The organism is Variovorax sp. P4_B11 (genome assembly GCF_056402355.1).
On record NZ_JBFUHO010000054.1, the window covers coordinates 1 to 14846 of the forward strand.

Consider the following 14846-nt stretch of genomic DNA (forward strand, 5'->3'; position numbering starts at 1 on the left):
GATCGCGGTCTTGTGCTCGACCGGCGTGCCGATGTGCTTGTCCAGGCAGTTGGCCGAGGCGTTGAGCTCGCCGTCCTCGAACCACTTGTAGAAAGGCGCATCCGACTCGTCGAGCGTGCGCGTGAAGGGCTTGCTCCACACCACGTTGGCCTTCGCCAGGCGGGCCCAGAAGCCGTCGAAGTCGTCCGCCGCCTCCTTGCAGAGGGCGTCGTAGGCCGCCATGCTGGGGATGCGCGCGCCTGCGCTGGCAGTGGCGTCGGGGGGAAACACGCGGGTCTCGATCAAGACCGATTCGATGCGCTTCGATGTCTTCGTCGTCATTGCTTCGTCTCTCTTCCTTCAGTCGATTGAATCGGACGAAGCGCGCAAGTTCGATGCCCATGCGCGAGCGCGCGGCATTGGTTCAATCTGCAACACCTTGCTCCGCTTCGGCACAGCGCCTGGCGCAGTGCGGCCACGCCGCCGTGGAGCACTCCGATCGAAAACCATTTCCTGACAAGGACTTGCATCTGCTGGCATGCGTTGGCACGCGCTGGCCCGCCGATTGCGAAGCAGTCCATGCGTTCCTTCCTCAACTTCAACGGAGATGATTTCATGGACATGGCAGAAATGCGCAATCTCGGCATTGCGAACCCCTACAAGCAGCAATACGGCAACTACATCGGCGGCCAGTGGGTCGCGCCGATCGACGGCCAGTACTTCGACAACCTGACGCCGGTGACCGGCCAGCCCTTCACGAGCATTCCGCGCTCGAACGCCAAGGACATCGAGGCGGCGCTGGATGCCGCGCACAAGGCCAAGGCCGCCTGGGGCCGCACCTCGCCGACCGAGCGCGCCAACATCCTGCTGAAGATCGCCGACCGCATGGAGCAGAACCTGCGGACGCTGGCCGTGGCCGAGACGCTCGACAACGGCAAGCCGCTGCGCGAGACCCTGGCCGCCGACATGCCGCTGGCCATCGACCACTTTCGCTACTTCGCATCGTGCGTGCGGGCACAGGAAGGCGGCATCAGCGAGATCGACCACGAGACCTACGCGTACCATTTCCATGAGCCGCTCGGCGTGGTGGGCCAGATCATTCCGTGGAACTTTCCGATCCTGATGGCGGTGTGGAAACTGGCACCGGCTCTGGCCGCGGGCAACTGCGTGGTGCTGAAGCCGGCCGAGCAGACGCCGGCGTCGATCCTGGTGCTGATGGAGATCATCGGCGACCTGCTGCCCCCGGGCGTGCTCAACGTCGTCAACGGCTTTGGCCTGGAAGCCGGCAAGCCACTCGCGTCGAGTCCGCGCATCGCCAAGATCGCCTTCACCGGAGAGACCACCACCGGCCGGCTGATCTCGCAGTACGCGAGCCAGAACCTGATCCCGGTCACGCTGGAGCTCGGTGGCAAGTCGCCCAACATCTTTTTCGAGGACGTGCTCGCGGCCGACGACGCCTTCTTCGACAAGGCGCTGGAAGGATTCGCGATGTTCGCGCTGAACCAGGGCGAGGTCTGCACCTGCCCGAGCCGCGCGCTGATCCAGGAATCGATCTACGACCGGTTCATGGAACGGGCAATCAAGCGCGTCGAGGCGATCACGCAGGGCCACCCCCTGGACACCGCCACCATGCTGGGCGCGCAGGCCTCGCAGGAGCAAATGGAAAAGATCCTCACGTACATCGACCTCGGCAAGCAGGAAGGCGCGCAGTGCCTGACCGGCGGCGAGCGCAACGTGAAGAGCGGCGAGCTGGCGGCGGGCTACTACATCAAGCCGACCGTGTTCAAGGGCCACAACAAGATGCGCATCTTCCAGGAGGAGATCTTCGGGCCGGTGGTGTCGGTGACGACCTTCAAGACCGAGGAGGAGGCCCTCGAGATCGCGAACGACACGCTGTACGGCCTGGGCGCCGGCGTGTGGAGCCGCGACGGGGCCCGTGCCTTCCGCATGGGCCGCGGCATCCAGGCCGGCCGCGTGTGGACCAACTGCTATCACCAGTACCCGGCTCATGCGGCCTTCGGCGGCTACAAGCAGTCGGGCATCGGCCGCGAGAACCACAAGATGATGCTCGACCACTACCAGCAGACCAAGAACCTGCTGGTGAGCTACAGCCCGAACAAGCTGGGCTTCTTCTGAGCGGGCAGCCCATGGCGTCCGGCACGCAATCGCACGAACCGGCCACGGCCCGGGTGGGTCGCGTGTCCGTGACGCCGGCCGCGCAGGCGCTCATCGAGCGCCTGCGCGCGCAGCATGGCCCGTTGATGTTCCACCAGTCGGGGGGCTGCTGCGATGGCAGCGCGCCGATGTGCTTCGCCCTGGGCGAGTTCATCACGGGCGATGCCGACATCTGCCTCGGCGAGATCGCGGGCACGCCCTTCTACATGAGCCGATCCCAGTTCGAGTACTGGGAGCACACGCACCTGATCATCGATGCGGTGCCCGGCAACGGCGGGATGTTCTCGCTCGAACGCCCGACCGGACTGCGCTTCCTGACGCGCTCGCGGCTGTACGAAGACGCCGAATGGCAGGCCCTGCAGGCGCAGGGCCGGCCGTAGCCGGACCCTGGCCCTGTCGCTTCAAGGCGCCAGCCAGGCGACGTTGGCGCGTTCGAACATCTTGCGCAGCCGCCCGCTGCCGGCGAGCTCGTCGACACCGGCTTGCAGTGCCTGCGCCAGGTCTGCCGCGTCCTTCTTCACCGCCATTCCCACCGCCCAGCCATTGCGTTGGGCGCGCGGCGACGGCAGGGGCGCGATCGCGAAGCGCGCATCGCCACGCAACACCGACTCCATCTCCGACGCCAGACCCGCGGCGGCGGCCACCTCGCCACGCTGCAGGGCGCGTGCGGCCTCGGCGCCGTCCTTCCATTGCGTGCTGAGCTGGTTGCGGTAGGCCCCGCCATCGGCGCCGATCATCAGCCAGCCAGCCAGCGTCTGCCCAGGCACCGCCACCTTCGCATCGCCCAGGGCGGACAGGGAATCGAGCTGCGGCAGGCGGTCGAGCTGCCGTGCCAGCACGACGCGCTCGCGCCAGTACGGCGCAAGGATGCGGGCCTGCGGCGTCTCGTCGATCAGCGGCTTGTCGACCGGCACGTGCATGAGCACGTCGGCCGGACCAAAGCCCAGGTAGTGCCCGCGCCACACCATGTTGCGCAGGTCGTCGCCCATGTTCTCGTCGGCGTTGAAAGGCAGCACCGACAGCTTGACGCCAAGCGCGTCCGCCAGCGCCTGTGCCAGTTCCACGTCGATGCCCTTGCCGTCGACGTGAAACGGCGGCATGTCCTTGTAGAGCGCCACGGTGAGCGTCCCGCGCTCGCGGATGCGGTCCAGCGGCGCGGCGCTCGAGACCAGTGGCGCGCCCGCCAGGCCGGCCGCACCGAGCCAACGCAGGCAGTCGCGTCGCGACGGCAGAGAGGCGTGCATGTCGGCTCCTACATCGGCTTGTCGCGACGGGTCTCGAGGTAGGCCTTGATCGACCAGATGGCCTCCTGGCTCATCATGCCTTCGAACGGCGGCATGTAGACCGCGCCGTTGCGCGTGCGGCCGTGGCGCACGGTGTTCAGGAAGTAGTCGTCGATCTCCTTGATGCAGGCGGCCTTCTTCGCGGCATCCTTCAGCGACGCGCAGTCGTTGTCGATCTTGCGCAGATCGGGAGCGATGCCGCCGGAGATCGCCTCGATGCCATGGCAACGCGCGCAATTCTGGTTGTAGGCGGAGGTACCGATCTTGATGGCGGACCCATTTCCGCGATAGGGGTTCTCCGGGCGCCACTCCTTGCCCAGATCAGGCAGGCCGGTGGTGTCCACGGCTTGCGGCGTCACGTCGCCATGCGACCAGGCCAGGGTGGCGCCGGTCATGCAGGCCGCTGCAGCCAACAGCGCGCCGGCCTTGCGGGCCGCCCGGCTCCATGGTGCCTTCCGGCGATGCAGGCTGCTCAGGGGCCGCCCTTCCTTCGGATCGAAACTCGTCATGTCAGTCTCCGTTCATCAAAATGTAGAAACATGGCCGAATCCGCAAACGCCGTGCCACGCCGAGTTGTTGCACGCGGGTACACAAATTGCGTGGAAAGTCCCGGCATGTGGCATCCTTGCCGTCTGGCAGCCGGCGTGTAACAGCGGGGGTCGGCTTGCGATGTATCAAAGCGGGACACATTGGCCGACGACACAATGTTTTTCGAACGAGACAAGCTGCTCGCATAGAGGCAGAGGAGACAGACAATGGTTGACACCCACCGTGCGCTGGCCACGACTGCCAGGACCTGGACCACGCCCGCAGCGCTACCCGTCCCCCAGCAGCCGGCGCGTACGGAGTTGATCGAGCAGTGGCATCAACGCTGCTCGGCGCTCGGCCTGACGCGCATCGAGCGGCCCGACTTCGAGCCCTTGACGCGCACCGATCTCACCGTGGCGCGGGAACGAAACCAGCGCCTGTTCACGCACGCCGCGCCGGTGATGGAAATGCTGTTCGAGCAGATCGTCAACACCGAAAGCATGATCGTGCTGGCCGACGTGACAGGCACCATCCTTCATTCCGTCGGCGACGACAAGTTCCTGCAGCGCGCCGACAAGGTCGCCCTGACACCGGGCGTGAACTGGGCGGAACACTCCAAGGGCACCAACGCCATCGGCACCGCGCTGTTCGAGGAGGCTCCCACCGTCGTCCACGGCGGCGAGCATTTCATCCACGCCAACCACTTCCTCACCTGCTCGGCGGCGCCCATCTTCGACCCGCGCGGCAACATGCTCGGCGTCCTCGACGTCACCGGTGACCAGCGTTCCTACCACCAGCACACGATGGGCCTGGTGCGCATGTCGGCGCGCATGATCGAAAACCAGTGGTTGTCCGACGACTATGGCAACCGGCTTCGCCTGCACTTCCACAGCCGTGTGGAGTTCATCGGCACGCTGCTCGAGGGCATCATCGTGGTCGGCGCCGACGGCAAGATCCTCGGCGCCAATCGCAGCGCGCTCGACCAGCTCGACATGAGCAGCGCCGCGCTGCGCATGCACAGCCTCACCAGCCTGTTCGGCACGACCGCTTCGGCGGTGTTCGACCACTTCCGCACGCCCTTGCCCGTGCCGATGATGCTGAGCCTTGCCGGCGGGCGGCAGTTTCATGTCAACGCACGGTTCAACGGGCCCCAGCGTTCGATGGTCATGGAGCCGTCCTTTTCGCAGGCTGCCGCCGAGGTCGTCGACCACCGGGCGGCCGCGGGCGACAGCCGCAGGCGCTCCGGCACGCTGGCGGGCGACACGGCCAACTCCGCGGACGGCACGCTGTTCTCGGGCCTGCACTATCTGAACACTGGCGATCCGCAGATCGGTGCGCTGGTGCAGAAGGTGCAACGCGTCATCAACCGCGACATTCCGCTGCTGATTCTCGGCGAGACAGGCACCGGCAAGGAGTTGCTGGCGCGTGCCGTCCACCAGGATTCCAACCGGGCCAAGCAGCCCTTCGTGGCCGTCAACTGTGCGTCGATTCCCGAGTCGCTGATCGAGGCCGAACTGTTCGGCTACGAAGACGGCGCCTTCACCGGCGCGCGCCGCAAGGGCGCGGTCGGCCGAATCGTGCAGGCCAATGGCGGCACCTTGTTCCTCGACGAGATCGGCGACATGCCGCTGCCCCTGCAGGCCCGTCTGCTGCGCGTGCTGCAGGAACGCAACGTGACGCCACTGGGCAGTCTCAAGTCGATTCCAGTGGACATCGCGGTGATCGGCGCGACGCACCGCAAGCTGCGCGACATGATCGAAGCGGGCTCGTTCCGCGAAGACCTCTATTACCGCCTGAACGGCCTCGTCGTGAAGCTGCCTGCACTGCGCGAGCGTTGCGACCTCGACGTGGTGGCGCGCCGCATCCTGCTGGCCGAGTGCCCGCACGGCACACCGGACATCAGCGCGCCGGTGATGTCGCTTTTCAAGGCTTATGCGTGGCCGGGCAACGTGCGCCAGCTCGCCAATGTCCTGCGCACGGCGTCCGTCATGGCCGCCGGCGAAGGCCAGATCGCCGAGCACCATCTTTCGGATGACTTCCTGGAGGATGTGCGGTGCTTGCGACAGGGGCGGGAGCCCGCCGCTTCGGTGGCGATGCCTGTCGCGTCACCCGCGGCCCAGGCGGCAGTCCCCGTGCATTCCCCGGCGCTGCCCGAGGAGCGCGCAGCGCAGCCGATCGTCGCGCCGGCGCCGCCAGCCGCCATGGCCGAAGCCGCCGCGCCCCGCACGCTCGGCGAGTCCGAGGTCGAGCTGATCCGAAACGCCCTTGCCGCTGCCAACGGGAACATCTCGGTGGCGTCGAAGCATCTCGGCATCAGCCGCAACACCATCTATCGCAAGCTTCGCTGGGCCAAGTGAAGCGCGCGGGCGCACGGCGGTCCTTCAGGGATTACCCTGTACCGCCGTCGCACGGGCGGTGTACCAGCCTGGAACACCACGCGTCGGCGCCTGCCATCGCAGGCCTGCGGACGGCGCAAGCACGCCCTCCCAAGCCTTCGGCATAAGGGCAATCCCGAGTCTTTTCGCGCGCGCTGCGCCATGCCGCCACGGGCACGCGATTTGCGAAACAGCAGAGGCACCACAAGGCAATTCCGCCTGGGCCTGTTCCGCAACGAAGGAGACTCCATGCAATGGTCGCAACCCGCGTTTGAAGACATGCGCTTCGGCTTCGAGATCACGATGTACATCTCGCACCGCTGAGCTGTTCAAGCCGGCGGCGGTACGGCCTCTGGCCGCCCTGCCGCCGGCCCGAATCTTCTCTCTGCCTTCATCATGAAAATACTCGTGCTCGGATCCGGCGCCGGCGGCGGATTTCCGCAATGGAACTGCAACTGCCGGCAATGCGCCGGCCAGCGCCTTGGCGGACTCACCGCCCATGCGCGCACCCAGAGCTCGATCGCCGTGTCGAGCGACGGCGAATCGTGGGTGCTGCTCAATGCCTCGCCCGACATCGGCCAGCAGTTGCGCAGCCATCCGCAACTGCATCCACGCCAGGGCCTGCGCAACACGCCGATCAAGGCGGTGGTGTTGATGGATGCGCAGATCGACCATGTCACCGGCCTGCTCGGCATGCGCGAAGGCCCGTGCATCGACATCTATGCGACGCCCTGCGTCTTCGAGGACCTGACCACCGTCTTCCCGGTGCTCAGCGTGCTCGAACACTATTGCGGCACCCGCTGGCACATGCTGCCGGTGGCCGGCACCGAGACCAGCGCCGCCTTCACGGTCGACGGGTTTCCGTCTCTGCGCTTCACCGCGGTGGCCATTCCGGGCAAGGCCCCACCCTACTCGCCACACCGCCGCGAGCAAACGGTCGGAGACAACATCGCGCTGCTGATCGAAGACCTCGATGAGGGCGGGCGCCTGTTCTATTCGCCGGGCCTGGCGGAGGTCGGCGCGCACGAACTGCAGTGGATGCATGGGGCCGACTGCCTGCTCGTCGACGGCACCTTCTGGGTCGAGGACGAGATGCAGCACGCCGGCCTCAGCAGCAAGACGGCCAGCGAGATGGGCCATCTGCCGCAGATCGGCAGCGACGTCCGCATCGGCATGGTCGACGTGATGCTGGCCACCGCCGCGCGACGCAAGGTGCTCATTCACATCAACAACAGCAACCCGATCCTGGACGAGGCGAGCGTGCAGCGCCGCATGCTCGACAGCCATGGCATCGAAGTGGCCTACGACGGCATGGAGATCACGCTATGACGGAAACAACACTGGCGACCCACGTGAACCCGCGCGAGGCGGCACGATACGAATTGCAGCGCCTGTGGGCCTTCGACGAGTTCGAGGTCCGCCTGCGCGCCTGCGAGTCGCGCTACCACATCCACCATCGCTTCAACCAGCGGCTCAATCGCGGCGAACTGCAGCCCTTCCAGGTGCGCGCCTGGGTGGCCAACCGCTTCTATTACCAGGTGAACATTCCGCGCAAGGACGCGGCGGTGATGTCCAACTGCGACGACCGGGCCGAGCGCCGCCGCTGGATCCTGCGCATGCTCGACCACGACGGCCGTGGCGACTACACGGGCGATGACGCCGGTGGCATCGAGGCCTGGGTCCGCCTCGGCGAGGCCGTGGGCCTGGACCCGATCGACCTCTGGTCGCATCGCCACGTGCAACCGGCCGTGCGCTTTGCGGTCGACGCCTATGTCAACTTCGCGCGGCAGCGTCCGTGGGAGGAAGCCGCCATCTCGTCGCTGACCGAGATGTTCGCGCCGAAGATCCATGCAGACCGCCTGGCCGGCTGGCCTGCGCTGTACCCGTGGATCGACGCCCGGGGCCTGGCCTACTTCCGCAGCCGCATCCCGCTCGCCACGCGCGATGTCGAACACGGACTCGACGTCGCGCGGCGCTGGTGCACCACGCGCGCGCGCCAGGAGCGCGCGCTGGCCATCCTGCACTTCAAGCTCGACATCCTCTGGTCGATGCTCGACGCCATCGAGCGCGCCTATCCCGACGACATGCCCGAGGCCCAACGACCATGATCACGCCCGACGCCCACCCCCGCATGTCGGCGCTGTACCGGATGCAGTTCGAGCCGACGCAGGACAGCTGGGTCCTGCTCTATCCCGAGGGGATGGTGCGCCTCAACGGCCCGGCCGCCGAGATCCTGCAGCGCTGCGACGGTCGGCGCAGCGTGGACGAGATCGTCACCGAGCTCGAGATCGCCTTCGCGCCGACAGCTCTGCGCAACGACGTGGTCGACTTCCTCAGCCAGGCGCTGCAACGCGGCTGGCTGCAGGAGGCGCGACCATGACATCCCCCGGCCACGGCACGGTACGGCCGCCGCTCTGGCTGCTGGCGGAGCTGACCTATCGCTGCCCACTGCACTGCGCCTTCTGCTCGAACCCGGTCGACTATGCGCGTCACGATGAAGAACTCGACACCGCGAGCTGGCGGCGCGTGCTGGCCGAAGCACGCGCACTCGGCGCCGTGCAGCTCGGCTTCTCGGGCGGCGAGCCGCTGCTGCGCGACGACCTCGAGGAACTCGTGGCGCACGCACGCGGGCTCGGCTTCTATACCAACCTCATCACCTCCGGCGTGGGCCTCACCAGCGCGCGCGCCAGAGCCCTCAAGGCGGCCGGCCTCGACCATGTCCAGCTTTCGTTCCAGGACTCGACGCGCGAGCTCAACGACTTCCTGAGCTCCACGAAGACCTTCGAACTGAAATCGAAGGTCGCCGGCATCATCAAGGCCGAGGGCTATCCGATGGTGCTGAACTGCGTGATGCACCGCTTCAACCTGCAGCATGTCGACCGCATCATCGAGATGGCCGAGCGCATGGGCGCGGACTTCCTCGAACTGGCCAACACCCAGTACTACGGCTGGGCCTGGCTCAACCGCGCCGCCCTGATGCCGACGGCGGCCGAACTGCGCGAGGCGGAGGCCATCGTCCGGACGTACCAGGCAAGGCTGGCCGGCCGGATGAAGATCATCTGGGTCTCGCCCGACTATGCGGACGCCAAGCCCAAGCCCTGCATGGCCGGCTGGGGCACGGTGTTCATGGTCGTCGCGCCGGATGGTGTTGCCATGCCTTGCCACAGCGCCCGCATGCTGCCCGGTCCGGCGCTGCCGAACCTGCAGTCGATGTCCGTGCGCGAAGCCTGGCACGACACCGAAGCCTTCAACCGCTACCGCGGCCAGGCCTGGATGGACCCGACCTGCAGCGGTTGCGACGAACGGCATCATGATTTCGGCGGCTGCCGCTGCCAGGCCTTTCTGGTCACGGGGGACGCAGCAGCGACCGACCCCGTATGCCCGAAGAGCGCGCATCGCGGCCGCATCGACGACATGCTCGACGCGGCCGCCGTGGCGCGCGCCGACGGCGCGTCCACGCACACATTGCGCTTCGTGCCGGGTGCCAGGCGCGGCGCGGGCCTGGTGTTCCGCAGCGACGAGAACTCGCTCGCCTGCGGCGCGGCGGGGACCCTCGCGTGCTGAAGATCCACGGCCTCACGCAACGCTACGGGACGCGCGTCGCGCTGGATGCGCTGAGCCTGTCGATCGCACGCGGCGGCTTCGTCGCGCTTCTGGGGCCCAATGGGGCGGGCAAGTCGACGCTGTTCCAGGTGCTGACCGGCCTGTTCGCGGCCGATGAGGGCGATGTCGAGGTGGCCGGCCTGTCGATGCGCACCGACGCCCGCCGCGCGCTGGCGCACATCGGCGTGGTGTTCCAGCAGCAGTCGCTGGACCTCGACCTGAGCATTGCGCGCAACCTGCAATTCCATGCCGAGCTGCAAGGCCTGCCGTCGCACGTGTCGCGCGAGCGCATTGCCTTCGAGGCGGCGCGCTTCGGACTCATGGCGGACATGCAGCGCAGCGTGCGGGAACTGTCGGGCGGCAACCGGCGCAAGGTCGAGCTGGTGCGCGCCCTGCTGCACCGGCCCGATCTGCTGCTGATGGACGAAGCCACGGTCGGGCTCGATCCCCAATCGCGCCGCGATCTGGTCGACGGCTTGCAGGACGAGGTCCGCCAACGCGGCGTGACAGTGCTGTGGGCGACGCATCGGGTGTCGGAAGCCGAGCATGCCGACCGCGTGCTGGTACTGCACCGCGGCCGCCTGCTCGCCAATGGCCCCCCCGCCGACGTCAAGGCCGCCCTGGGCGGCGCGACGCTGGAGGCGGCGTTCCTGAACGCCACGCGATAGTCATCCCCCTTCGAGACAAGACCGCATGATCAAGCACATCCTCGCCCTGCTGGCGCTCGCCGCCGCGCTCATCACGCTGCCTGCGGCCGCCAGAGACAGCCAGCTCGCCTTCGTCTCCAGCGAGAAGGACCACGCGATCACCATGGTGGACCTGAAGACGCTGGCCGTCGTCGGCGTCATCCCGACCTGCAAGCGTCCGCGCCACATGCAAAGACTGAACGGCGACACCCAGCTGATGGTGGCCTGCAGCGACTCGGGCCGCGCCGACATCATCGACCTGGCGACGCGCAAGTCGGTCGCAAGCGCGCCGCTCGGCGACGATCCGGAGCTGTTCGACCTCTCGGCCGACGGCAGCACCGCCTATGTGTCGGCCGAGGATGACGGCACGCTCAACGTGTTCGACCTGAGGACGAAGAAACGGGTCAAGGGCGTGCCCGTCGGCAAGGAGCCCGAAGGTGTCAAGGTGTCGCCCGACGGCAAGCGCGTGTACGTGAGCTCGGAGGTCGCGAACATGGTGCATGTCATCGACGCCGGCACGCTCAAGGTGATCCGGAACATCCCGGTCGGCCAACGCCCGCGCCGCTTCGCCTTCTCGGCCGACGGCAGCGAGCTGTGGGTGACCAACGAGCTGGGCAGCAGCGTCAGCGTGATCTCGACCGGCGAGCTGAGGGTGCTGGCCACCATTCCCTTCGCGGTCAAGGGCATGCGGCCGGACGACATCACACCGGTCGGCATCGCCTTGTCGCGCGATGGCAAGACGATGTACGTCGGGCTGGGCCGTGCCAACCAGGTGGCCTTCGTCGACGTGGCGTCGCGCACGACGAGGGCCCTGGCGCTGGTGGGCAAGCGGGCCTGGGGCGTGGCGGTCAATCGGGATGGTTCACGGCTTTTCGTTGTCAACGGCTTGTCGGATGACATGACGGTGGTCGATGCCGTCACCGCGAAGCCGATCAAGACCATCGCCGTCGGTCGCGTGCCTCACACGGTGGTCGTCGATGACTAGGGTGAAACACCCCCCGAAGCGCCTGCGGCGCCTCCCCCCTCAAGGGGGGCGATACCGGCGGCCCGGCAAAGCCGGTTCCGCGGTATCCCTGGTATCGGACTGCGCCGGTGTCATGGGTCGTGGATCGCGCACCGCGCGGTGGAGCAACTGAAATGAAACTCGCCCCCAGGCTCGCGCACTTCGTGTCGCTCTCCACCCCCTGCCGGGGGCAACCCCGGCGGCCCGGCAAAGCCGGTTCCGCGGGGTTCCTGGCTTTGGCTGCGTCGGTTTCGTGTGTCGTGGGCGGTGCGTCTGCCCTCGCCGGCACGTTGACGCTCGGCATCGTGCAGCGCGCCGACGACGATCGCCTGGAGCCGGCGCGCGTCGCGCTCGCCTACCCGGGCCAGCCCGGCGGGCGCGCACGCGACGGCGTCGACCTGGCCGTCCAGGAGCGCCAGTTCGAGCTGGAGACAGCGGGCTTGCAGGTGGCCGTCATCGTGCGCGCGGCCCGATCGGCGGACGATGCAGCCATGCAATTGCGCCAGCTCGAAGGGACCGGCACGGCGGCGGCCCTGCTCGACCTTCCTGCGGCATGGATCGCCGGCGCGTCGGCCGCGACCGCCGTGCCCCTGCTCAATGTCGGCGACAGCGCCGATGCGTCGCGCCAGCAAGGCTGTCGCGCCAACTTGTTCCACACGCTGCCGAGCGAGCGCATGCGCGCGGATGCCCTGGCGCAGGCCTTGCTCGCCCGCAAATGGATGCGTGTGCTCCTGATCTCCGGTCCGCGACCCGAGGATGCCAGCCGGCTTGCCCTGGCGCAGGCCGCGCTGAAGCGCTACGGCCTGAAGCCCGTGGCGACCAAGTCCTTCACGCTCTCCGCCGACCCGCGCGAGCGCGAATCGGCCAACCCCTTGCTGCTGACCGGCACCACGGCCGTGGGGGGCGACTATGACGTCGCCTGGGTGGTCGACAGCGATGGCGAGTTCGCGCGCACATTGCCCTGGCGCATCGCGCTGCCGCGCCCGGTGGTCGGCGATGCCGGCATGACCGCACTGGCCTGGGCGCCGCATTTCGAGCGCTATGGCGCGCCGCAGCTCGCGCGCCGCTTCGCCCGCGCGACGCAACGTCCGATGACCAGCCACGACTGGGCGGCCTACATCGCCACCAAGGCCTTGTTGAATGCCGCGCTGGAACAGCCCGCGGCACCCACGGCCGCGAGACTGAACGCTGCGCTCAACCAGCCTGGCTTCACGCTCGACGGCTTCAAGGGCGTTCGCCTGAGCTTCCGTGCCTGGGACCATCAGCTGCGCCAGCCGATGCTGCTGAGCGATGGCGTCGCCGTGATCGGCACCGCACCGGTCGACGGCGTGATGCATGCCCGGAATGTGCTCGACACGCTCGGCACCGACGCACCGGAATCGCCATGCAAGAGCGCGCCATGACGCGCACCAGGCGCCACGGCGACATCGGCCATGCGGTGCAGGCGATGCGCGCCATCGTCATGCGCGAGCTGCTCAAGTTCTGGCAGCAGAAGGCGCGCCTCGTCTCGGCGCTGGTGCGGCCGGTGCTGTGGCTCGCTGTGTTCGCGGCCGGCTTTCGCAATGTCTTCGGCGTCGCGATCGTCGAGCCCTACGACACTTATATCCCCTACGACGTCTACATCGCCCCGGGGTTGATCGGCATGGTGCTGCTGTTCAACGGCATGCAGTCGTCGCTGGCCATGGTGTACGACCGCGAGATGGGCCTGATGCGGCTGCTGCTGACTGCGCCGCTGCCGCGCTGGTGGCTTCTGCTGTCGAAGATGCTCGCCACCGCGCTGCTGAGCCTGGTGCAGGTGCTGGCCTTCGTCGCGGTGGCCGCGCTGCTCGGCACCACCCTGCCGATGGCACCGCTCGCGTTGCTGCATGCCCTCTTCGCCACGCTCGCCTCGGCGCTGATGCTGGCTTCCCTCGGCCTGCTGCTCTCCGTCCATGTGCGGCAGCTGGAGAACTTCGCCGGCACGATGAACTTCGTGATCTTCCCGATGTACTTCCTTTCCACCGCGCTCTACCCGCTGTGGAAGCTCGAGGAGTCGGGCGCGACCTGGGTGTATCGGGTGGCGCAGCTCAACCCGTTCACGCATGCGGTCGAGTGGATCCGCTTTGCGCTCTACGACAAGGACCCGGGCAGCGCGCCGCTGGTCGTGCTGGGCACGCTCGTCGTGTGCTTCCTGCTGGCCTGCCGAGGCTACGACCCGCAGCGCGGCTTCGGCGGGCTGGCGCAGCGGGGCGCCCCATGACGACACGGCGCAGCTTGTTGCGCCTCGGCGCATCGTGGGCGGCTGTCACGGCCTCTCCGTGGGTTCGTACGCAGCCAGCCGGCGCCGCGTTCCCGCAGCGTCCCCTGTTCCTGTGGGTGCCATGGTCCGCCGGCGGCGGCACGGACCTCAGCCTGCGCGTGCTGGCCGAACTGGCGGGACGCCGACTGGGCCAGCCCGTCGTCATCGAGAACCGCGGGGGTGCCGGCGGCACGCTCGCCATGCCGATCCTGCAGCAGTCCCTGCCCGACGGCTACACGCTGGCGCAGATGCCGCAGCCGGTATTTCGCGCGCCCTGGACGCAGAAGGTTGCCTGGGACCCGATCCGCGACACCACGCCGATCATCCAGGTGAGCGGCGTGACCTTCGGCCTGCTTGTTCCCGCCGCCAGCCCGCTGCGCAGCGTGGCCGACCTGCTGGCCGATGCAGCGGCGAACCCGGGCCGGATGACGATCGCGACCAATGGCGTCGGCACCACGCCCCACGTCGTCCTCGACGCGCTGTTCGCCGGACACGGGCTGAGCTTCATCCACGTGCCGTACAAGGGCGCGGCCGAGCAGTTGATCGCGCTCTCGTCGGGCCAGGTCATGGCCGGCGTCAACGCCAACGGCTTTGGACCTTTCGTCGATTCGGGCCGCCTGCGGCTGCTGGCGACCTTTGGCGCGGCCCGCTCGCGGCGCTGGCCCGATGTGCCGACCATGAGCGAACTGGGCCACGGCATCGTCGCCATGTCGCCCTATGGCCTGGCCGGGCCGCGCGGCGTGCCCGACCCCATCGTGCGGCAGCTGCACGACGCCTTCAAGAGCGCGCTGTTCGACCCGCGGCACATCGCCGAACTGGCCAAGAGCGACCAGGAGGTCGTCTACCTCGACAGCGCCGACTACGGCCTCAGCATGCGCGAGGCCTATGCCGCCGAGAAACGCACCGTGGAGCGCCTGGGTCTCGGCCCGGCGTGAC

16 protein-coding genes are annotated in these 14846 nt (G+C 67.9%); 13 read left to right on the forward strand and 3 right to left on the reverse strand.

What is annotated here, in order from left to right:
• Positions 1-321: acetyl-coenzyme A synthetase N-terminal domain-containing protein (locus AC1DYD_RS31940; RefSeq protein ID WP_478176755.1), on the reverse strand; the 321-nt coding region annotated here is incomplete at its 3' end.
• Positions 322-594: 273 nt separating this feature from the next.
• Between AC1DYD_RS31940 and adh the strand changes: the two genes are divergently transcribed.
• Positions 595-2115 (forward strand): aldehyde dehydrogenase, encoded by a 1521-nt coding sequence (adh, locus tag AC1DYD_RS31945; RefSeq protein WP_478176756.1) that lies wholly within the window; start codon positions 595-597, stop codon positions 2113-2115.
• 11 nt (positions 2116-2126) lie between these two features.
• The gene (locus tag AC1DYD_RS31950; RefSeq protein ID WP_478176757.1) at positions 2127-2534 is read left to right on the forward strand and encodes a DUF779 domain-containing protein; all 408 of its coding nucleotides are present in this window, start codon (positions 2127-2129) and stop codon (positions 2532-2534) included.
• A 21-nt stretch (positions 2535-2555) separates the two neighbouring features.
• Here the strand turns inward: AC1DYD_RS31950 and AC1DYD_RS31955 are convergent, their stop codons facing one another.
• Both AC1DYD_RS31955 and pedF read right to left on the reverse strand, forming a co-directional pair.
• Positions 2556-3398, reverse strand: coding sequence for a substrate-binding periplasmic protein (locus AC1DYD_RS31955; RefSeq protein ID WP_478176758.1), 843 nt, complete (start codon positions 3396-3398; stop codon positions 2556-2558).
• Positions 3399-3406: 8 nt separating this feature from the next.
• The gene (gene pedF / locus AC1DYD_RS31960; protein WP_478176759.1) at positions 3407-3946 is read right to left on the reverse strand and encodes a cytochrome c-550 PedF; all 540 of its coding nucleotides are present in this window, start codon (positions 3944-3946) and stop codon (positions 3407-3409) included.
• A gap of 246 nt (positions 3947-4192) precedes the next feature.
• Here pedF and AC1DYD_RS31965 point away from each other — a divergent pair, with 246 nt between their 5' ends.
• The 11 genes from AC1DYD_RS31965 to AC1DYD_RS32015 all read left to right on the forward strand — a co-directional run bounded on the left by AC1DYD_RS31965 (position 4193) and on the right by AC1DYD_RS32015 (position 14845).
• On the forward strand, positions 4193-6322 hold the full coding sequence (locus tag AC1DYD_RS31965) for a sigma-54-dependent Fis family transcriptional regulator (RefSeq protein ID WP_478176760.1): 2130 nt from the start codon (positions 4193-4195) through the stop codon (positions 6320-6322).
• 267 nt (positions 6323-6589) lie between these two features.
• Positions 6590-6664, forward strand: a complete 75-nt coding sequence (pqqA, locus tag AC1DYD_RS31970; protein WP_081781751.1) for a pyrroloquinoline quinone precursor peptide PqqA — start codon at positions 6590-6592, stop codon at positions 6662-6664.
• Positions 6665-6736: 72 nt separating this feature from the next.
• Positions 6737-7669: a pyrroloquinoline quinone biosynthesis protein PqqB gene (pqqB, locus tag AC1DYD_RS31975; protein WP_478176761.1), complete on the forward strand. Its 933-nt coding sequence runs from the start codon at positions 6737-6739 to the stop codon at positions 7667-7669.
• Positions 7666-8448, forward strand: a complete 783-nt coding sequence (pqqC, locus tag AC1DYD_RS31980) for a pyrroloquinoline-quinone synthase PqqC (RefSeq protein WP_478176762.1) — start codon at positions 7666-7668, stop codon at positions 8446-8448. Before pqqB ends, pqqC begins: the two co-directional genes overlap by 4 nt.
• The gene (pqqD, locus tag AC1DYD_RS31985; protein ID WP_478176763.1) at positions 8445-8720 is read left to right on the forward strand and encodes a pyrroloquinoline quinone biosynthesis peptide chaperone PqqD; all 276 of its coding nucleotides are present in this window, start codon (positions 8445-8447) and stop codon (positions 8718-8720) included. The genes pqqC and pqqD overlap by 4 nt, the downstream gene beginning before the upstream one ends.
• Positions 8717-9904, forward strand: coding sequence for a pyrroloquinoline quinone biosynthesis protein PqqE (gene pqqE / locus AC1DYD_RS31990; protein ID WP_478176764.1), 1188 nt, complete (start codon positions 8717-8719; stop codon positions 9902-9904). Before pqqD ends, pqqE begins: the two co-directional genes overlap by 4 nt.
• Complete coding sequence (locus tag AC1DYD_RS31995) at positions 9898-10611, forward strand: ATP-binding cassette domain-containing protein (RefSeq protein WP_478176765.1); 714 nt, start codon at positions 9898-9900, stop codon at positions 10609-10611. The genes pqqE and AC1DYD_RS31995 overlap by 7 nt, the downstream gene beginning before the upstream one ends.
• Before the next feature lie 25 nt (positions 10612-10636).
• Positions 10637-11614 carry a PQQ-dependent catabolism-associated beta-propeller protein gene (locus AC1DYD_RS32000; RefSeq protein ID WP_478176766.1) on the forward strand — a complete coding sequence of 326 codons (978 nt, stop codon included), beginning with the start codon at positions 10637-10639 and terminating at the stop codon, positions 11612-11614.
• A gap of 152 nt (positions 11615-11766) precedes the next feature.
• The gene (locus tag AC1DYD_RS32005) at positions 11767-13035 is read left to right on the forward strand and encodes a type 1 periplasmic-binding domain-containing protein (protein WP_478176767.1); all 1269 of its coding nucleotides are present in this window, start codon (positions 11767-11769) and stop codon (positions 13033-13035) included.
• Complete coding sequence (locus AC1DYD_RS32010; RefSeq protein WP_478176768.1) at positions 13032-13871, forward strand: ABC transporter permease; 840 nt, start codon at positions 13032-13034, stop codon at positions 13869-13871. Before AC1DYD_RS32005 ends, AC1DYD_RS32010 begins: the two co-directional genes overlap by 4 nt.
• Entirely contained in the window at positions 13868-14845 is a 978-nt protein-coding gene (locus tag AC1DYD_RS32015) for a Bug family tripartite tricarboxylate transporter substrate binding protein (RefSeq protein ID WP_478176769.1), read from the forward strand. The genes AC1DYD_RS32010 and AC1DYD_RS32015 overlap by 4 nt, the downstream gene beginning before the upstream one ends.
• Position 14846 lies beyond the last annotated feature (1 nt).